Raw genomic sequence first — 19103 nt, 5'->3', positions numbered from 1 at the left:
CTTCCGGAGATCGTCATGTCCGCATTGAATGCCTGCCTGCAGGCCTTTTCCCGTGCCGAACGCCCGGCCGCCACCGATATCGAGGCCGCCTTTGGCGAGCTGATGGATGGCGCCGCTAGTAACATCCAGATCTCTGGCTTCCTTATGGGGCTCGCCGCCCAGGGTGAACAACCGGAAGATATTGCAGCCGGAGCGCGCGTCATGCGCAGCCGCATGACATCGATCACGGCACCCGAAAACGCCATTGACACCTGCGGAACCGGCGGGGATGGCAAAGGGGCGTATAACATCTCGACCGCAGCTGCGATCGTTGCGGCAGGCGGTGGCGCCAAGGTCGCCAAACATGGCAACCGGGCGGCCTCGTCAAAATCGGGCTCGTCCGATGTTCTGGCCAGTCTGGGGGTCAATCTCGATGCCGGTCCCGACCTCGTGCAACGTTCGCTCGAGGAAGCGGGAGCCGGATTCCTGTTCGCACCCGCCCATCATTCCGCCGTCCGTCACGTCGGAGAAGCGCGCAAGACGCTCGGCGTGCGCACCGTGTTCAACCTTCTCGGTCCGCTGTCCAATCCGGCCGGAACCCGACGTCAATTGCTGGGCGTCTATCACAAGCGCTGGCTCGTTCCCATGGCCCGGGCCCTGGAGGCGCTGGGATGTGAACACGCCCTTGTCGTGTGCGGCCAGGACGGAATGGACGAGATCACCACCACGACCCAGACAGATGTGGTGGAACTCAAGTCAGGTGAAATTCGCGAATACATCATTGATCCGGGCCAGTTCGGGATTTCGCTGGTCGAGGAAGCGGACCTGAAGGGCGGTGATGCTGACTACAATGCGGCCGCCATCCGCCGCTTGCTGGACGGCGAACACTCCGCCTATCGCGATATTGTTCGCCTCAATGCGGGTGCAGCCCTGTATCTGGGTGGTCTCGCCGAGGACCTCGCGGCCGGGATTGAGGGAGCCACAACCGCCATCGACAGCGGCGGCGCCCGCACTGTCCTCGATCAGATGATCGCCATTTCCAACGCCTGAGACCGGGAGAATACCATGTCCGACACCCTGACCCGTATCGGTGCGTACAAGCTGGACCATATTGCCGCCTGCAAGGCGCGCCGCAGTTATGATGACGTCGCCGCGGCCGCGCGCGATGTTGCGCCCGTGCGAGGTTTCCGCCAGGCCCTGATCGACTCTTCCAAAAACGGCAAGATGGGGCTCATCGCCGAAATCAAGAAAGCCAGCCCGTCTAAAGGATTGATCCGCGAAGATTTCAATCCGCCGGAACTGGCCAAGGCCTATGAGGCCGGGGGTGCGACATGTCTCTCTGTCCTCACTGACGGCCCCAGTTTTCAAGGCGCCGATGAATTCCTGACAATGGCACGTGATGCGGTCGCCCTGCCCGCCCTGCGCAAGGATTTCATGTATGACATCTATCAGGTCGCCGAGGCCCGGGCCCTGGGGGCGGACGCCATTCTTCTCATCCTGGCCGCCATTAATGATGACTGCGCCCGCACCCTGACCGATGAGGCTGAAAAATGGGGTATGGACGTTCTGGTTGAAGTGCATGACGGTCCGGAGCTGGATCGTGCCATTGCCCTCAATGCCCCGCTCGTGGGCATTAACAACCGTAATCTGCGCACGTTCGAAACAAGCCTGCAGACCTTCGAAAACCTGGCGCCACGCGTTCCGGAAGATCGCCTTCTAGTCGCGGAGAGCGGTATTTTCACTCCCGCCGACGTCGCCCGCCTCAAGGATGCCGGAGCTGAAGCTCTGCTGGTCGGCGAAAGCCTGATGCGTCAGGATGATGTCACGGCCGCGACTCGGCGCCTGCTGGGCTAAAACACGCCTGCTAGACCATGGCATTCGCCGGACGTGCCCCGCCGCGCGCCGGACCAAAAGCCCCTCGCTTGACCGATGTGCGGAACACTTGTAGAACACAGGTGATTCCTGCTTTGTTCCGTGCGCTTCGGCACTGATGCGCACAGGCTGAGCAGGGTCTGACAGGACAATCCCTGATGGCGCAAGGGTTTGGGGCATGCCCACTCCCATGGCACCAGGGTCCGGCTGGAAGGAATGCGCCATGCTGACGCGGAAACAACACGAGCTTCTTCTGTTCATTCACGAGCGGATTCGAGATACGGGCGTGTCTCCCTCTTTTGACGAGATGAAAGGCGCCTTGAACCTCGCCTCGAAATCAGGGGTTCACCGCCTGATCACGGCTCTGGAAGAGCGCGGCTTTATCCGGCGCCTGGCTCATCGCGCTCGCGCGCTTGAAGTCATCAAGCTTCCCGAAGATGCTGTTCGTGGGGCCCAGAAGACCGAACAGGTCGAGGATACCCGCAATGTGGTTCGCCCGGACTTCCAGCGCAAAACCGTTGATGAGCCCGGATCTGATGCGAGTGTGGACATCCCGATCCTGGGCCGGATTGCCGCCGGTGTGCCCATCGCGGCCATTCAGCATGAAACGGACCGCCTTCCCGTTCCCGCCGACATGATCCAGGGCGGCGAGCATTTCGCGCTCGAGGTCAAGGGCGATTCCATGATCGAGGCCGGCATTCTCGATGGTGATCTGGTCCTGATCAAAAAGGCCCAGTCCGCCGAGAATGGCACGATTGTCGTGGCTCTGGTTGATGATGAAGAGGCCACGCTCAAACGTCTGCGCAAGAAGGGCGGATCCATCGCCCTGGAGGCCGCCAATCCGGAGTATGAAACCCGCATTTTCGGCCCGGAACGTGTAAAGGTTCAGGGCACGCTGGTGGGGCTGATCCGCAAATATCACTGAGCGGAGTGTCGTCCTCGCTCTTCAGCTCCAGCCCAGATCCGGTATCGCCGGGTGTCTTCGACCCAGACGTGATCGCGGATGTCGTCATTGCGGATCCACAGGGCCAGACTGCCCTGCGTCACACGTTCCTCCACGCCGATAATTCGGGCTGAACAGGACTGCCGCCGCCAGTCCGGCAAGGATTGGGGCAGGACCAGAATGTCGGCCCGTTCACAGTCCTCGAACCAGACAGACATATCGCTCGGCCGTGCAATCCGGATTTGGCCGAGGAAATAAACGCAGCCTGAAGCGTCACACCTCTGGGGCGCCGGACTGAGGGTCTCTGACACCGCAGCGCGCTCGGCAAAAACCCGGCGCGCAAAACGGCCCTGACGAGGGTGTGAGGTCCACAGATTTCCATCCTCCTGCGCCACAATAACGCCCTCTTCCGTAATCACCAGGTGGGGAGGAGTGCTGGCGAACCAGATGATCACACTCACGAGAAAGACCAGGCTTGGCGCAATCAGGGCGCGTAGCCCCCGTACGACGAGAAACCAGACCACAGATGCGGACAAACCGGCCAATAGCCAGGGAGGCGCGGCTGCGATGGGAATGAGAACGCCCTCCCCCCCTGAGGTCCATCGCGCGAACGACAGGCACAGCCGCAAGCCAAACCCCATCACCTCGAATACAGGGCCATCCCATCCCAACGGGATCAAGACGAGGGCGAGAAACCCGACCGGCATCACAATCAGGGAAAAGATCGGCATGACTAGCACATTGGCAAAAAAGCCGGTCTTGGCGAGGTGATGAAAATGAAAGGCCGAAAAGACGGATGTTGCACTCCCGGCTATGGCGCTGGTGAAGGCGACACCGCCGGGAAGTGTCACGATAATCGGCCAGCGACGGGCCTGAACAACCGGGCGTGCCAGTTCATAGGCCCGGATCAGGGCACCGGTGGCCGCAAAACTCATTTGGAAACCGACTGACAGCACACTGTGCGGCGCCAGGATCAGGATCATCACACACGCTAGGCCCAGAGCATTCATGGACAAAGCCCGCCGGGAGACCAGAACAGCGCCCAGTAAACAGGCGGTCATGATAACCGCCCGCTGTGTCGGCAGGCTGGCTCCGGTCAGCACGAGATAGGCCAGGGCAGCGACAAGTGCGCAGAGGATGGCCGGATAACGTGCATCAAAGGCGCGTCCAAAGGGCCGTATAGCAGCACCGACCAGGCGCGCGACGCCATAGACGGTGCCGGCCAGCAGGGCCATGTGAAGCCCCGATATCGCCAGGATATGGCCCAGTCCACCGGATCTGAGAATCTCGATCACATCGCGATCAAGGGCCGATCTGTCGCCCGTCAGGAGCGCGGCGGCAATCCCGCCCGTTTCATCAGGTAATCGGCGCTGAATATGAGCCGAAAGACCATAACGCAGACGCACAAGATCAGCCGCAAACCCGGTTTCACGTCCGGTTATCGCGCTTTCAAGCCGAAACCCGGAAGCCTGAAGACCGGAAAACCGGGCATGGAAGGCTGAATCATAGGCTCCGGGTACAACGGGTCGTCCCGGTGTGAACAAAACGGCCCTCACCCGTACCCGGTCGCCCGGTTCCGCCACTCCCTCGGAGGCCAGAACCCGGATCCAGCCTGTGTCGGTGCGCACATGCCAGCGCAAACGCCCATTGGCCGACCGGCTCAGACCTTCGATCCAGCCCGTCACCTCGATGGACTGCCCCTCCCGAAATCGAAGATTGGAGACGTCAGGAATCCGGCTCTGGGCCCACATTATCCAGACCAACACCATGGCCATAAAGACGATGACCGCCCGAGGCTTCCGGCTAGGCCAGCTGGCATGCAGCACGGCGAGCAGTGCCAGACTGGACACCACCACGCCCCAGCCCCACATGCCGGTTATGTCGACGGGCAGGATATGGGCCAGGCTACAGCCCAGCAATCCGGCACAGGCCAGTCCGACAAATGGTCTGCCTACGCCAAAAGCATGAGATCGAAAACGGGAGAACAGATTGACACCCGACAGGACGCGGGGTTTGTGTAACGCCGATTCCGGTGTGTTCACAGGGCCCTCCAGCGTGTGACATACGGGCCTCTGGCGTTTGACAACGCATTCATGTTAACACCGCCCATCCTTCTGCACTGCAGCAAAAATTCGCAATCGCAATAGAGACTGATGATCCGCACTCGCTTCGCACCTTCGCCGACCGGCTTCCTTCATATTGGAGGCGCTCGCACAGCCCTGTTTTCCTGGCTGTTTGCCCGTCACCATGGCGGTGAATTCCGTCTGCGGATCGAAGATACAGACCGGGCACGCTCGACCGATGCCGCCATTGATGCGATCAAGGACGGGCTGGACTGGCTGGGCCTGGACTGTGATGGCGAGATTGTCTCGCAACACGCCAATGCGCCGCGCCATGTTGAGATTGCCCAGCATCTTCTGGACACCGGCAAGGCGTTCAAATGTTTTCTGACAGCAGACGAAACCGAGGCGCTGCGCGATGACGCGTTCAAGGCCGGCCGTGCCTTGCGCTCACCCTGGCGCGACCGGGATGCTTCCGAGGCTCCGGAGAATGCCCCGTTTACCGTGCGGTTCCGCGCCAGTGATGATGACATGATCCTCTCCGACGCGGTTCAGGGCGACGTGCGCTGGGCGGCCAAGGATTTCGACGATCTGATCCTGCTGCGCAGTGATTCTAGCCCGACCTATAACCTTGCTGTCGTTGTCGATGATCACGACATGGAAATTTCACACATCATTCGCGGCGATGACCACCTCGTGAATGCCGGTCGGCAGTGCCAGATCTATGACGCCTTGGGCTGGGAGCGTCCGGTCTTTGCCCACATCCCGCTTATTCATGGTGATGATGGCAAGAAACTGTCGAAACGCCATGGCGCACTGGGTGTCGAGGCCTATCGCGATATGGGCTATCTGCCCGAAGGTCTTCGCAATTACCTGTTGCGACTGGGCTGGTCCCATGGCGACCAGGAGTTTTTCACCGATGATCAAGCCCAGGCCGCATTTGGACTGGGCGGTCTCAACAAGGCCCCGGCACGCCTCGATTTTTCCAAGATGGCGCACGTGAATGCCCATCATATTGAAGCGGCTGATGATGAGCGCCTTCTGGAATTGGCAAGCCCGTTCATCGAAGCATTCGAAAACCGCGAAACTGACGCAGAATTGATCCGCAATCGGTATCTCGCGGCCATGCCCGTGCTCAAAACGCGCGCGTCCACACTGGAAGAGATCGCCGCACAGGGCTATTTTCTGATCAAATCCCGTCCTTTCCTGATTGAAGGAAAACCGGCCAAGGCTCTCAATGACGAGGCGCGAGACCGCCTCACCCGCCTGCACACCCTCTTGCAAGGGCTGGCAGAGTGGACCGAGCCCCTTTTGGCTGAGGCCTTGAAAGCATTCGCGGAAACCGAAGAGGTCGGTTTCGGCAAAATCGGTCAGCCCCTGCGTGCGGCGCTGACTGGCGGAGCCCAGGCTCCGGATCTGGCACACGTCATGGCTTTCCTGGGCCGTGATGAATCGCTGGCACGTATTCAGGACCAATTCCCGCCGGCTCACTGACCGGCAATGCCTCATGGGGAGACATGATGGAAAATAAAGCAAAGCCGAATGGTACGGCTCAACTGACGTATAACGGTAAGACGGTCGATCTTCCGGTGTATTCCGGTGAACTCGGTCCGGACGTGATGGACATCCGCGCGCTCTACAAAGAGACCGGCATGTTCACCTATGATCCGGGGTTCACTTCCACCGGCAGCTGTGAAAGCCAGATCACCTATATCGATGGTGATGAAGGCACGCTTCTCTATCGCGGCTATCCGATTGACCAGCTGGCCGAGAAATCCAACTTCATCGAGGTCTGCTACCTCCTGCTGCACGGTGAACTGCCGTCTGCGAAAGATTTCGAAGAGTTTGACTGGACGATCCGTCGGCACTCCATGCTGCACGATCAGTTTGACCAGTTTTTCCGCGGTTTCCGCCGCGACGCCCATCCTATGGCGATCATGGTCGGAACCGTCGGCGCCCTGTCGGCCTTCTACCATGACTCCACGGACATCAATGATCCGGTGGCACGCACGGTGGCCAGCCACCGCATGATCGCGAAAATGCCGACCATCGCGGCCCGGGCCTTCAAATACGCGATCGGACAGCCCTTCATCACGCCGCGCAACGAGCTGGATTATGCCTCCAACTTCCTGCGCATGTGTTTTGCCGTTCCGGCCGAGGACTACAAGGACAATCCGGTTCTGGCCAAGGCCATGGACAAGATCTTCATCCTGCACGCCGATCACGAGCAAAACGCCTCGACCTCCACGGTCCGCCTGGCAGGGTCTTCCGGTGCCAATCCGTTTGCCTGTATCGCAGCGGGCATCGCCTCGCTGTGGGGCCCGGCCCATGGTGGCGCCAATGAAGCGGCCCTCACCATGCTGCAGGAGATCGGTTCCGTGGATCGCATCCCGGAATTTGTCGCCCGCGCGAAAGACAAGTCCGACCCGTTCCGCCTGATGGGTTTTGGTCACCGGGTCTACAAGAATTACGATCCGCGCGCCAAAGTCATGCGCGAGACCTGCCACCAGGTGCTCGACGAGCTGGACGTTCGCGACGAGCCGCTGCTGCAGGTGGCCATGGAGCTGGAGCGCATTGCTCTGGAAGACGAGTATTTCGTCGAGAAAAAGCTCTACCCGAACATCGATTTCTATTCGGGCATTACGCTCAAAGCGATGGGTTTCCCGACAGAGATGTTCACGGTGCTCTTCGCACTGGCGCGTACCGTCGGCTGGATCGCCCAGTGGTCCGAGATGATCGAGGATCCGTCCCAGAAGATTGGCCGTCCGCGCCAGCTCTTCACAGGGGCACAATCGCGCGATTATGTGGATCTGTCGGCACGCTGATTTTGCGTCACAGCTCGCGAACAAGGCCGCCCTTTGGGCGGCCTTTTTTGTGGAGATGAAACGCTGTGTAACCTAATCCGAAACAGTTCAGGCGGTCAGGCATTGAGCAAGTCTATGACGGTCCGGGCTGCCCGCTCGCTGGCCTGACCTGCCCCGCGCATACCGTCTGTTGTCTCAATAAGGCGGCGTGACAGATTGGCCCGGCGTTCTTTATCTGAAACCAGCGCGCTGAGTGCGGGTACCAAATCGGAGGGTTCCGCGGCTGATTGCAGAAATTCACCGATCAATTCCTCATCCGCAGCGATGTTGACCATTGAAATATAGGGCGCCTTGAACACTTTGAACGTGTCCAGGATGAAATAGGTCACGGGTTCCAGCTTGTAGGCGGCCAGATGAGGAACCCCTGCCATGGCCAGTTCAGTGGTTACCGTGCCCGAACAGGCCAATGCTAGATCGCTGGCGGAAAACGCGTCGCGTTTTTCATCTTCATCGACAACCAGGAGATGGGCCAGGCGTTCATCCTGTTCCAGTCTCTCACGGGCAGTGTGTTCGATGGTTCCCGCCAGAATGGTGATGTGTCGAACCTCAGGATGGAGGGCCTTCATCTCACTCAGGGTTTGGGCAAAACTCTCATACATTCTCGAGAGTTCTGACGGCCGGCTACCAAACAGGGTGAGCATGACCGTGTCGTTGGCATCCAGCCCGTGGCGTTGACGAAACGCGGCACCATCTCCGGTTACGTCGCGTTCAAACGTGGGATTACCGACAAAGGTTGTGGGCAGCCCGGCCTTTTCGAAATAAGGCGCATCGAAGGAGTGGATACTCATCAGATGATCTACAGCGGCGGCCAGTGTCCGGGCACGCCCGGGCCGCGTCGCCCACACCTGCGGTCCGACATATTTGACCAGCTTGATCTCAGGCGCCAGCTTGCGAACACGTTGAGCCACTCTGAGCGTAAAGCCCCAACTATCGATCAGGACGACCATGTCGGGGCGTTTATCGAGTATATCGGCGACGGTTTGTTTCACGCGTCGAATGACACGGTTATAGGCTTTCACACCTTCCACGAGGCCGATGATCGACAGATCTGATATGTCAAAGGGGCTCTCCACCCCTTCGTCCGCCATGGAGGGTCCGCCGACCCCGGCAAAATTGAACACATAGCCGGGCGACTGCTTGAGCGCCTTGATCAGGCCGCCGCCCAACAAGTCACCGGACCGTTCGGCGGCGACAAGATATAGTCCAAACCGTTTCGGATCGGCCGGATCAGACATCCGTTTCGCGCTCCACACCCACTAGAAACAAACCGGCTTCGTCCAGGGCCTGACGAACGCGCTCGCGTCCCACGACCAGAGCCCCTCCCGCTTCAATCGCAATGCCCGCAAGACCAGCAGCCTCGACCCGACGAACCGTTTCCAGCCCGACCGTCGGCAGATCGACACGACGCTCCTGGATCGGTTTGGACATTTTGGCGATCACGCCGGCCTTTTGCCCTTCAGCCGTACCACGCAGTACCGGATCGAGTGTTGCAACACGATCCAGCATGGCATTCGTGCCTTCCTGTGCTTCGAGTGCCAGCACCAGACCGCCAGACACGACAGCTCCTTGTCCGATATCCAGCGCCCCGATGGTCTGGGCCACATGCACGGCCTTGCGCACATCTTCCCAGACCTCGTCAGTGGGTTGGATCGCCCCAAACACACCCGCATCCACCTTGAGCGGGGCCAGCACCTCATCGGCACCATGGACTGGCAGATCATGCTTGTCGAACGCATCCAGAATCACGCGCAGCAAGGCATCATCACCCTTGCGCGCCGCCAGGAGGACTTTGGGCATCAGTCGTGCGCCAACACCGTCCACACGCAGGGTTTTCAGATTGGGACGCGTGACATAGCCCGCAAAACACACACCGTCGCACCCCGCCTCCTTGAAGGCCTTGATGGCTTTGCCAATCTCGCCAATCGAAACAGTGATACCGTCGAACTCGGCGAAATCATCATCGGCGGCACCGTTGATCCGCAGCACAAAGGGACGGGTATCCGCAATGGCATTCACGATCTCCCGGGGCAGATGTCCTCCCCCGGCGATAATGCCCAGACGTGTCCATCCTGTTGGTTGTGCGCTCATGATCAATCCGGCATGCAGATCGGGCGATTGGCCGCCTGTCGGATGAACTCGACAATCTCCATCACCGGTTCATTCTCACCATAAAGAGACGCGGCATCGGAAATCCGCTCCTGGAACGTGCCTTCCTGGGCAAACAGGAGGCGATAGGCCGAACGCAGATCCCGAATGGTGGTGCGAGGCATGCCACGGCGTTTCAGTCCGATCACATTGAGGCCGGCCAGCTTGGCCTCATTCCCGTTGACTGAACCATAGGGAATGACGTCCGTCACCACTTTGGCCATGCCACCGAGGAAGGCATGTCGGCCTACGCGCACATATTGATGGACACCGGCATATCCACCCAGAATGACGTGATCTCCGATCTCGACCATGCCAGCGGCCGCCGCCTGATTGGAGAAGACGACCCGGTTTCCAACGATGCAGTCATGAGCCACATGCGTATTGCACATGAAATAACAATCATCGCCCACAACCGTTGTGCCGCGGCCCTTGCCCGTACCCGGGTGCATGGTCACGCCCTCACGCAGGATATTGCGCTGTCCCAGCACGAGCGTGGTTTCCTCACCCTGATACTTGAAATCCTGGGGCGGATGGCCAATCGATACATTAGGATAGAGCACACAATCTTCACCGACAGTGGTGTGACCATCGATCGAAACGTTGGAAATCAGGCGAACACGGTCCTTGAGGACCACATGCTCACCCACCGTACAGAACGGACCGATCTCGACCCCGTCACCAAGCTGGGCGGACGGATGGACAACGGCGTGCGGGTGGATCTTGATCGTGCTCATTCGTGGAAAACCGCCTTGGCAGAAAATTCGGCCTGAACTGCACGAACACCGTCAGCCAGGACTTCACCGCTAAATTTGAAAACCCCGTGACGGGCCAGCACGACCCGGACCGGCATGCGCAGCAACATGCCCGGACGAACGGGCGCGCGGAATTTGACCTTCTCACACCCCATAAAGAAAATCGTCACCTTGGCTGGGTCGGCTTGCAGGGTCTTGGACATCAAGATCGCGCCGGTTTGGGCCAGAGCTTCCAGCATCAACACGCCCGGCATCACGGGATTATTCGGGAAATGACCTGGAAAGAAGGGCTCATCATAGGTCACTGCCTTAATGCCCGTGATGGATTCATGTTCGACATAGTCTTCCGCCGCATCCACCAGCAAGAAGGGATGGCGGTGCGGGATCAAATTCATGATCTCCGGCGTTTCAATACGATCGCTCATAGGCGTGACTGCCCCATTTGATAGTCCGATTTCCAGGCCCACACGCGCCCCCGATGGCTGACCCTGTCAGCTCCTCTTTCCGCGATTCTTCGCAAGGCGTCGAACCGCAGAGACTTCCTTCATCCAGTCCCGCAGAGGTTGCCCGGGGGTGCCGCCCCAGGTCTCTCCTGCCGGTATGTCTCTCATAATGGCGCAGCCCGCTGCCAACTGGGCGCCATCACCAATCTTAAGATGATCTGCAATCCCGACACGCCCGCCACAGGCCACATTCTTGCCGATCGTCACACTGCCTGAGATACCGCCAAACGCGGCCATCATGAAATTCTCGCCAATCGTGCAGTTGTGTCCGACATGGCAGTGATTGTCGAACCGGCATCCATGACTGATTAGCGTGTCTCCAAATACCGATCTATCGACCGTCGAGTGCGCGCCCAGAGTGACATGATCGCCCAGGCGCACACCGCCTAGATGAGGCACTTCAATGGCACCACGCTCAGAGACTGCAATACCGAAGCCGCTTTCGCCAATCACGGCTCCTGCCAGAATATTGCAATCTTGACCGATACTTGCACAGTAAATGGTCACATTGGGTCCGATCCGGGTACGCGCGCCGATCGACACGCCCGGCCCGATCACCGCACCGGGTTCGATCACCACATCCGCACCGATCTGCGCACCCTCACCGATCGCGACATGCGCACACACCTGCGCGGAGGCATCAATGCGAGCCGTATCGTGAATAGGCGGTCCGGCATGAAGAGATTTCTTGCGATACAGCGCACCTGCCGACAGGGCAAAACTGGCGCGCGGCCGTTTGCAAACGAGGGCCACACCGCCCAGTTCAGCCACACGCGGTGCGGCCTCTTCCGAGCAGAGCACAAAGGCACTCGTCAATGCGCCGTCCGGCGCACTTCGCAAGGCGTCAAGCTTCTCCGCATAGACAAGAACGCCAGCGGCCGCCTCATCGAGAGGCGCAACATGGGTGACATGAAGGCTCGCCGCATCCGGATGCAAAATCGCCGCGCTTGAAAGCGCGGCGATCTGCGTCAGGGGAAGCGGGCCAAGCGGTTCAAAGAAACGCGGATCGGCCACTTCATTTCTCCCGAGGGCTTGCGCCCGTCTTACTGAGCCTGTTGCGGTGCCGCTTCACGCGGGATCCGCACGCGACTGACTGTAACAGACGGCAGCTCAGCATTGAGACGCTGGATAATGGTGTCGGAGATGTCGACGCTCTCACCGGCGAAGCGCACGGCGCGACGCTCAAGCAGAATGTCCACATTTTGCTCTTCGAGGATGGCCGGAATGATGACATTCAAGCGTTCCTGAACCGGACGCAGGGCCTGAGCCCGGGTCTGGTCCATCTCCTGGCTCGCATATTGTTCGGCCTGGCGAATGACACCCATGCCCTGAACAATCTGGTTATAGCGTTGCATCAGGTCCGGGCGAGCCTGGATGGCTTCCTCTGTCATGGAGGCCGTTTCAGCATTCCAGCGCTCACGTTCTTGCTGAACCGGAGCCGCAACCGCTTGCAGTTCGGTCTGCATTTCAGTGGCGATCTCGGTCAGGCGACCAGCGACATGCTGACCAACCTGGCTTTCAGACAGGACACGGTCCTCGCTGAACACAGCCACGCGCTGAGCCATGGCCGGAGCCGCAAAGCTCACAACGAGCAGCGGCAGAAGAAGGAAGGATTTGATCAGTTTCATTGGATTAGAATCCTGTACGCGTGGAGAAACGGAAGAATTCAGCGCGATCATACGTTTCACGCTGGAAGGCTTCGGCAAAGTCAAAGCGAACCGGGCCAAACGGGCTGTCCCAGAAGATACTCACACCCGCAGAAGCGCGCAGTGAGAAGTCATCGACCGTGAACGGAGAGGTCCCCGTTTCATCGATCAGATCATTGTCGTCCAGAATGCCCAGCGAGCCAAACTCGGTGAAGACACTGCCCGACACACCATATTGTTCGGGAAGTCCCAGCGGGAATGTCACTTCCAGGGCGCCGATGGCGTAGAGCTTGCCGCCCAACGCATCGCCCGCAATCAGTTCACCTGTATCCTGATCGCGTTGGACCACCCGAGGACCGAGACCGGCTGTTTCAAAGCCGCGGAACGTATTCCCGCCCTTGAAGAAGCGATCATTAATACGAACTGTGTCGCCACCCCAGGGTTGGGTAAATCCAGTCCGCATGGACAAGCTTGCAACAATCCCGGGATAGAGGCCGCGATAGAAGGTCGATTCCAGCTCGGAGCGCAGATAGCGCACGTCACCGCCGATACCGGCGAAGTCCTGGCTGAGCGAGACACGGAAACCACGGGTCGGTTCGATCGGGTCATTCACCCGGTTCCAGTTCAGGGAGTAACCGGCAACAGAGGTGGTACGAAGCCCGGAATTGCTCCGAAGCGCGGAAGATGCCGCCGTGAACACCTGAACATCATCACGACGCAAAGTGTAGCGCAGCTGGAGATTGGTCGAGCGGGTCAGCGGGAAACCGAGGCGCAGCGATCCCCCCGTACTCTCGGTCCGGAAGGAGGCTTCCTCGAGATAATCGGACACCACGCGGAAAATGTCGAAACCAGCCGCCAGGTTCCGGTCAAGGAAACGCGGTTCGGTGAAACGGATATCCACCTGTTCCTGACGGGAACTCGCTGAGACACGGAAACGCAGGAACTGTCCCCGACCACGCAGATTGCGCTGGGAGATCGAGAAATCGACGAGGAAACTGTCGGTCGAGGAGAAACCGGCACCAAACGCCAGCTCACCTGTCGGCTGTTCCGTGACAGCCACCTGGACACGCGCCCGGTCGGGAGCCGATCCAGGGACCTGTTCCACTTCAACATCTTCGAAGAAGCCCAGGCGGCGCAGATTATTCCGCGAGCGATCGAGAAGCGGCTGGCTGAACGCATCGCCTTCCACCGTTTCAATCTCCCGACGGATCACACGGTCCAGCGTGGATGTATTTCCGACAATATCAATGCGCTCGATATAGACCCGCGGGCTTTCATCGATGACAAAATTGATATCGACCGTCCGGGATTCGCGATTGCGCTGAACCTGGGGACGCACATTCACAAAGGCATAACCGGACGCGCCCGCCGCAAAGGTCAGACTGTCCACACTGTTCTCGATCAGCTCACCAACATACAGGTCGCCCGACTGAACCGGAACGATCGCTTCGAGGAATTCCTCGGACAGGTCCGCAATCTCCGTCGTGACGTCGATCTCACCGAAGGTATAGACCTCACCCTCATCGATCGTGAACGTGATGTAGAAGGCATCCTGGTCGGGCGTCAGCTCTGCAACGGCGTTGATCACCCGGAAATTGGCGTAACCCTGGTTCTGGTAAAACTGACGCAGCAGCTCGCGGTCATACTCCAGACGATCCGGGTCGTAGTTGTCGTTTGAGGAGAAGAAGCTCCACCAGCGCGATTGACGCGTTACGATTTCACGGGCCAGACGGCGGTCAGAGAACCGCTCATTACCGATAAAGTTAATCCGTCGAACGCCCGTTTGCGGACCTTCGGAGATTTCAAAGATCAGATCCACGCGGTTTTGCGGCAGCTCGATGATCTTCGGTGTCACAGTCGCAGCGAAACGACCGGAGCGCCGATAGACCTCGATAATCCGCTGGACATCAGACTGGGCCCGTGCGCGCGTGAAGATGGCGCGAGGCTGAGCCTGGATTTCATCGGTGATCTTGTCTTCCTTGATCGCGGAATTACCCTCGATCACAACGCGGTTAATGATCGGGTTTTCCTGAAGACGCACGGTCACGACGCCCAGGTTTTCCTCGATCTGCACATCTGCGAACAAACCGGTGGCGAACAGCGTTTGAATCGACAGGTTGATCAGGCGCGCATCAAGCGGCTGACCCTGCTGAAACACCAAATAAGACAAAACGGTATCGACTTCGACACGTTGATTGCCTTCCACCAGGATCTGACGGACCACCGTTTGTGCCGGAGCCACAGGCTGTGCTTGAGCCACAGGCTGGACTGCAGGAGCTGCGGGAGCCCCCTCCTGTGCCAAGACAGCCGCCGGTGCCACTAGAAGCAGAAGGGCCGACGCGAACGCACGCAAAACTCTCACCATCGAAGATCGCCGCTTTCTGAGCCCGTCAGAAAAACTGACTGAGCTTGTAATTAAGGTCATTCAGTGACGCTACAAGCATCATTCCGAGCACAAGTGCAAGACCTACTCGGAAACCAATTGCCTGTACCCCCGCGCTCAACGGCCGACCGACGACCGCTTCATAGGCGTAATACATCAGATGTCCGCCGTCGAGGATGGGTAACGGCAAAAGATTCACCAAACCCAGCCCAACGGAGAGCACAGCGCAGAAGTGGATCAACTGCACAAGAACATAGTAGGCGCTCTCGGCTGCATTCTCCCCTACCTCAGCCCCGGTCTGGGCGCGTTGCCCTGCCATTTCAACGATTCCGAGCGGTCCGTTGAGCAATTCCGGCGAGGTCCGCCCCGTGACGATGCGGCTTACATAACGCACGGTCATGGAGATGATTTCACCGGTTTGGGAGACGCCATAGCCAATGGCCGTGACGGGATTGTAATGATCCTGAAAGCGCTCTCCGCTCGGACGAATGCCCAGAACCCCCATAGGGCGCTCGCCGCCAAACTGATCTTCAATCAGGGTGCGACGCGGTGTGATCGGCAGAACAAGACGCTCGCCACCGCGTTCAATCCCGACCTGGAGCTCTTCGCCAGGGCGCCAGACCACCTCGGCCATGATCTCTTCAAAGGCTTCGATCTGCGAATCATTGATGCTGAGCACCCGGTCACCCGCCAGAACCCCGGCCTCCTCGGCTGCACTGTCAGCGATCACCTCGCCCACGATCGGTTCGTACCGCGTCGCGCCAAAGGCAAAGGCCAGAACAGCAAAGATCGTGATGGACAGGATGAAATTGGCAACCGGACCTGCGCCGGTGATTATGGCGCGCTGCCAGACCGGTTTGAAGTGGAAACACTTATTGGCATCCTCACCCATCTGTTTGCGCAGAACAGCGAGTTTTTCCTGATCCGGTTCACTGGCTGCACCCGCATCCCCCAGAAAGCGCACATACCCGCCCAATGGAAAGGCCGCCACGCGCCAAACGGTGCCGTTTTTGTCCCGGCGAGAAAACAGTGTCGGACCAAAACCCATGGAAAAGGCCTCGGCATGCACCCCGCACCACCGGCCCGCCCAGTAGTGACCGAGCTCGTGAAAGACCACGACCACGGAGATCACAAACACGAAGGCAAACGCCGTCAGCAGAAAATCGCCAATTAATTCCATGTCCTAAACCCTTGGTGTTCAGGCTTTAACGCGGCTGACAAAACGCTCCGCCACATCCCGGGCCAGCCGGTCGATGACAAAAACGTCCTCAAAGGCCGCAACGGATTGCGGCATGCCATCTTCATTCAAACTCTGCGCCAAAGCCTCTTCAACGCACGAGGATATGTCAAGAAAACCAATCTGTTCCCTTAAGAAGGCTGCAACAGCAACTTCATTGGCGGCGTTCAGCACAGCCGGTGCTATCCCGCCGGCCTCAATAGCCTGGCGGGCCAGTCTCAAAGCGGGAAAACGGTCCGGGTCCGGTAGCTCGAAATCGAGACGCGCCATCCGGGCGAGATCCAGGCGCTCAACCGGTGCCGTCATCCGGTCCGGCCAGGCCAAGGCACTGGCAATCGGAGTGCGCATATCCGGCGAGCCGAGCTGGGCCAGCACGCTGCCATCAGCGTATTCAACCAGGCCATGAATAATAGACTGTTTGTGGACCACCACATCGACTTTGGTGTGCGGCAGATCAAACAGCCAGCAGGCCTCGATGATTTCGAGCCCCTTGTTCATCATGCTCGCACTGTCGATCGTGATCTTGGCGCCCATCTCCCAGGTCGGATGAGCCAGGGCGTCCGAGCGGCGTGCGCGTGCCATACGCTCTGCGGACCAATCTCGAAAGGGACCGCCGGATGCGGTCAGGGTGATGGAGCGGATATGGTCGCGCCGCGCTGTATCAAAGACCTGGAACACCGCATTATGCTCACTGTCGACTGGCAATAGACGTGTGCCATGCCGACGCGCGGCGTCCATGAAAAGCGAACCGGAACACACCAGGCATTCCTTGTTCGCGAAGGCCAGGTGCGTGCCCTGCTCCAGAGCCGCCAGTGTCGGTTTCAGGCCCGCTGCGCCGACAATTGCCGCCATGATCCAGTCTGCCTCACGACAGGCGGCGTCGATGATCGCCGCCTCACCCACACCGATCTTGATATCGGGGTGAGCCTGCAAACTCTCCCGCAATTCCGCTTCAGCAGAGGCGTCGAGGATCGCGACAAAATCGGCGCTGTGTGCAATGGCCAATTCGGCCAGACGCCGTGCATTGGATTTGGCCGTCAACGCCACCACGTCATAGCGCCCCGGTTCGGCACGGGCGATCAGGTCCAGCGTCGCTTCGCCCACCGAGCCTGTCGCGCCCAGGACACTGATGCGTCGTGCGGAAGGTGAAATCATGCCCGTCATCCTGCGAGGCCTTCGCCCGACCAGGTCAGCGGGGCAAATCGGTTGAGAATGACCGCAATAATCACAGCCAGCATCAAGGCGTCTACCCGGTCCAGCACGCCGCCATGTCCGGGAATCAGCTTGCCACTGTCCTTGACGCCAAATCCGCGCTTGAAGATCGACATCGTCAGGTCCCCTCCGATCGCAGCGAGAGCGATCAAGGCTGACACCCAGATGGTCTGTTGCCAGGCCGCGCCCATCACATGGCCGGCCACCACACCGCCTGCGGTCCCCGCAGCAAGCCCGGCCAGGAGCCCGGACCAGGTCTTCTTGGGGCTGGCCTGGGGTAGAAGTTTGGGACCGCCGAGCCAGGTCCCGACCAGATAGGCGGCGCTATCCGTCAGCCAGACAATGGTGAACAGCAAAATCAGACTGGGCAGACCGTAATCGGGCCAGGCCCGCATCGCCGCCAGGAGGCTGGCAGACAGGGCGACATACAAAATGCCCAGGACATCCAGAGACCAGCCACGACGCCAGCGCTCTGCGCCCATGGCCAGCGTGCCAGCGGAGCCCCAGAACAGCGCATCGCTGACGCCGGTCTGCCCGGCCAGGAGCACCGCGCCCGACGCTGTGGCGCACGCGATCGCATAGGCCACAGGCGGGGCCTTGGGGTCAGACATCTGCAGCCATTCCCACGCCATCGCCGCGGCAAACGCCGCCACCCAGGCCGAGAAATAGATATCACCCAGAAACAAAAGGCCCGCGGCGCTGGGCCCGAGGATCAATGCCGAAATGAGTCGCCGCCTGAGGACCGGATCACGCGGCTCCGGCATCCAGGCCTCCATAACGCCGATTACGCGAGGAGAATTCTTCCAGCGCCTTGCGCAGGTGATCGCCATCAAAATCAGGCCACAACACATCCATGAAGATCATCTCGGCATAGGCTGCCTGCCACAGCAGGAAGTTGGAAATGCGCATCTCGCCACTGGTCCGGATCAAAAGGTCCACATCATCCAGATCGTGCGTATCCAGGGCCTGACTGAACACGTCTTCATCAATGACCTCTGGATCGAGTTGTCCGCAGCGGATCTTCTCGCCCAGTGTCCGCGTTGCCCGAACGATCTCGTCCCGGCCCCCGTAATTGAACGCGATATTGAGCTGGAATGCGGTATTGTCCTGGGTGCGTGTTTCCGCATCCTCGATAATACGCAACAGATCATCATTGAGGCCGTCCCGGCGTCCCAGTATGCGGATGCGCACGCCTTTCTTGTCGAGAGAGGCGAGATCTGCCCGGACATAACGCCCCATCAGATCAAACAGGGCGCCGACTTCTTCGGCCGGACGGTTCCAGTTTTCAGTCGAGAAACTGAAGACGGTGAGCTGAGTGATGCCCATATCGCCGGCGGCCTGGACAGTGGCCCGCACGGCTTCGACCCCGCGCGAATGGCCAAAGGCACGCGGCCGTCCTCGGGACTGGGCCCAGCGACCATTGCCGTCCATGATAATCGCAACATGGCGCGGGATCCGGAGATCCCCGCCTGTCGTGTCACTTGCAGAGTTGGCAGACGTCATG

The 19103-nt window shown here is 59.5% G+C and carries 17 protein-coding genes; 5 read left to right on the top strand and 12 right to left on the bottom strand.

Features of this window, described 5'->3' with window-relative positions; all coding sequences use genetic code 11:
- Positions 1–15: 15 nt before the first annotated feature.
- The 3 genes from trpD to lexA all read left to right on the top strand — a co-directional run bounded on the left by trpD (position 16) and on the right by lexA (position 2776).
- Entirely contained in the window at positions 16–1029 is a 1014-nt protein-coding gene (gene trpD, locus RMQ97_RS06610) for an anthranilate phosphoribosyltransferase (RefSeq protein ID WP_413660066.1), read from the top strand.
- A 15-nt stretch (positions 1030–1044) separates the two neighbouring features.
- Complete coding sequence (gene trpC / locus RMQ97_RS06605; RefSeq protein ID WP_413660065.1) at positions 1045–1833, top strand: indole-3-glycerol phosphate synthase TrpC; 789 nt, start codon at positions 1045–1047, stop codon at positions 1831–1833.
- Between the two features lie 241 nt (positions 1834–2074).
- Entirely contained in the window at positions 2075–2776 is a 702-nt protein-coding gene (lexA, locus tag RMQ97_RS06600) for a transcriptional repressor LexA (RefSeq protein ID WP_413660064.1), read from the top strand.
- Here the strand turns inward: lexA and RMQ97_RS06595 are convergent.
- Positions 2770–4836 carry a ComEC/Rec2 family competence protein gene (locus RMQ97_RS06595; protein WP_413660063.1) on the bottom strand — a complete coding sequence of 689 codons (2067 nt, stop codon included), beginning with the start codon at positions 4834–4836 and terminating at the stop codon, positions 2770–2772. The two genes, lexA and RMQ97_RS06595, sit on opposite strands and share 7 nt — an antisense overlap.
- A 111-nt stretch (positions 4837–4947) precedes the next feature.
- Between RMQ97_RS06595 and gltX the strand changes: the two genes are divergently transcribed.
- Positions 4948–6348 carry a glutamate--tRNA ligase gene (gene gltX, locus RMQ97_RS06590; RefSeq protein ID WP_413660062.1) on the top strand — a complete coding sequence of 467 codons (1401 nt, stop codon included), beginning with the start codon at positions 4948–4950 and terminating at the stop codon, positions 6346–6348.
- Positions 6349–6374: 26 nt separating this feature from the next.
- Positions 6375–7679, top strand: coding sequence for a citrate synthase (gene gltA, locus RMQ97_RS06585; RefSeq protein WP_413660061.1), 1305 nt, complete (start codon positions 6375–6377; stop codon positions 7677–7679).
- Between the two features lie 95 nt (positions 7680–7774).
- Here gltA and lpxB read toward each other — a convergent pair whose 3' ends face one another.
- From lpxB to RMQ97_RS06530, 11 genes are all read right to left on the bottom strand, one after another.
- Positions 7775–8953, bottom strand: coding sequence for a lipid-A-disaccharide synthase (gene lpxB, locus RMQ97_RS06580; RefSeq protein WP_413660060.1), 1179 nt, complete (start codon positions 8951–8953; stop codon positions 7775–7777).
- Positions 8946–9806: an LpxI family protein gene (locus RMQ97_RS06575; RefSeq protein WP_413660059.1), complete on the bottom strand. Its 861-nt coding sequence runs from the start codon at positions 9804–9806 to the stop codon at positions 8946–8948. Before RMQ97_RS06575 ends, lpxB begins: the two co-directional genes overlap by 8 nt.
- 2 nt (positions 9807–9808) lie before the next feature.
- A complete protein-coding gene (lpxA, locus tag RMQ97_RS06570) occupies positions 9809–10591 on the bottom strand; it encodes an acyl-ACP--UDP-N-acetylglucosamine O-acyltransferase (RefSeq protein ID WP_413660442.1) in 783 nt (260 codons plus the stop codon).
- Between the two features lie 5 nt (positions 10592–10596).
- On the bottom strand, positions 10597–11043 hold the full coding sequence (gene fabZ / locus RMQ97_RS06565; protein WP_413660058.1) for a 3-hydroxyacyl-ACP dehydratase FabZ: 447 nt from the start codon (positions 11041–11043) through the stop codon (positions 10597–10599).
- 66 nt (positions 11044–11109) lie between these two features.
- Positions 11110–12135, bottom strand: coding sequence for a UDP-3-O-(3-hydroxymyristoyl)glucosamine N-acyltransferase (gene lpxD / locus RMQ97_RS06560; protein WP_413660057.1), 1026 nt, complete (start codon positions 12133–12135; stop codon positions 11110–11112).
- Between the two features lie 29 nt (positions 12136–12164).
- Positions 12165–12749 carry an OmpH family outer membrane protein gene (locus RMQ97_RS06555; protein ID WP_413660056.1) on the bottom strand — a complete coding sequence of 195 codons (585 nt, stop codon included), beginning with the start codon at positions 12747–12749 and terminating at the stop codon, positions 12165–12167.
- A gap of 4 nt (positions 12750–12753) precedes the next feature.
- The gene (gene bamA, locus RMQ97_RS06550; RefSeq protein ID WP_413660055.1) at positions 12754–15132 is read right to left on the bottom strand and encodes an outer membrane protein assembly factor BamA; all 2379 of its coding nucleotides are present in this window, start codon (positions 15130–15132) and stop codon (positions 12754–12756) included.
- A gap of 25 nt (positions 15133–15157) precedes the next feature.
- A complete protein-coding gene (rseP, locus tag RMQ97_RS06545) occupies positions 15158–16330 on the bottom strand; it encodes an RIP metalloprotease RseP (protein WP_413660054.1) in 1173 nt (390 codons plus the stop codon).
- An 18-nt stretch (positions 16331–16348) separates the two neighbouring features.
- Positions 16349–17551 (bottom strand): 1-deoxy-D-xylulose-5-phosphate reductoisomerase, encoded by a 1203-nt coding sequence (locus tag RMQ97_RS06540; RefSeq protein WP_413660053.1) that lies wholly within the window; start codon positions 17549–17551, stop codon positions 16349–16351.
- On the bottom strand, positions 17548–18363 hold the full coding sequence (locus RMQ97_RS06535; RefSeq protein ID WP_413660052.1) for a phosphatidate cytidylyltransferase: 816 nt from the start codon (positions 18361–18363) through the stop codon (positions 17548–17550). The genes RMQ97_RS06540 and RMQ97_RS06535 overlap by 4 nt, the downstream gene beginning before the upstream one ends.
- A complete protein-coding gene (locus RMQ97_RS06530; protein WP_413660051.1) occupies positions 18347–19102 on the bottom strand; it encodes an isoprenyl transferase in 756 nt (251 codons plus the stop codon). The genes RMQ97_RS06535 and RMQ97_RS06530 overlap by 17 nt, the downstream gene beginning before the upstream one ends.
- Position 19103 lies beyond the last annotated feature (1 nt).

Source organism: Maricaulis sp. D1M11 (assembly GCF_047308265.1).
In the GTDB taxonomy this organism is placed as follows: Bacteria; Pseudomonadota; Alphaproteobacteria; order Caulobacterales; family Maricaulaceae; genus Maricaulis.
The sequence above is the reverse complement of the archived record's forward strand: the minus strand, read 5'-3'. Positions and strand labels throughout refer to the sequence as shown.

Bases quoted from the DNA above. Each gene is read 5' to 3' on its own strand.
- trpD (WP_413660066.1), top strand. From the start codon at position 16: ATGTCCGCATTGAATGCCTGCCTGCAGGCCTTTTCCCGTGCCGAACGC.
- trpC (WP_413660065.1), top strand. From the start codon at position 1,045: ATGTCCGACACCCTGACCCGTATCGGTGCGTACAAGCTGGACCATATT.
- lexA (WP_413660064.1), top strand. From the start codon at position 2,075: ATGCTGACGCGGAAACAACACGAGCTTCTTCTGTTCATTCACGAGCGG.
- gltX (WP_413660062.1), top strand. From the start codon at position 4,948: ATGATCCGCACTCGCTTCGCACCTTCGCCGACCGGCTTCCTTCATATT.
- gltA (WP_413660061.1), top strand. From the start codon at position 6,375: ATGGAAAATAAAGCAAAGCCGAATGGTACGGCTCAACTGACGTATAAC.
- lpxB (WP_413660060.1), bottom strand. From the start codon at position 8,953: ATGTCTGATCCGGCCGATCCGAAACGGTTTGGACTATATCTTGTCGCC.
- RMQ97_RS06575 (WP_413660059.1), bottom strand. From the start codon at position 9,806: ATGAGCGCACAACCAACAGGATGGACACGTCTGGGCATTATCGCCGGG.
- fabZ (WP_413660058.1), bottom strand. From the start codon at position 11,043: ATGAGCGATCGTATTGAAACGCCGGAGATCATGAATTTGATCCCGCAC.
- RMQ97_RS06555 (WP_413660056.1), bottom strand. From the start codon at position 12,749: ATGAAACTGATCAAATCCTTCCTTCTTCTGCCGCTGCTCGTTGTGAGC.
- bamA (WP_413660055.1), bottom strand. From the start codon at position 15,132: ATGGTGAGAGTTTTGCGTGCGTTCGCGTCGGCCCTTCTGCTTCTAGTG.
- rseP (WP_413660054.1), bottom strand. From the start codon at position 16,330: ATGGAATTAATTGGCGATTTTCTGCTGACGGCGTTTGCCTTCGTGTTT.
- RMQ97_RS06540 (WP_413660053.1), bottom strand. From the start codon at position 17,551: ATGACGGGCATGATTTCACCTTCCGCACGACGCATCAGTGTCCTGGGC.
- RMQ97_RS06535 (WP_413660052.1), bottom strand. From the start codon at position 18,363: ATGCCGGAGCCGCGTGATCCGGTCCTCAGGCGGCGACTCATTTCGGCA.
- RMQ97_RS06530 (WP_413660051.1), bottom strand. From the start codon at position 19,102: ATGACGTCTGCCAACTCTGCAAGTGACACGACAGGCGGGGATCTCCGG.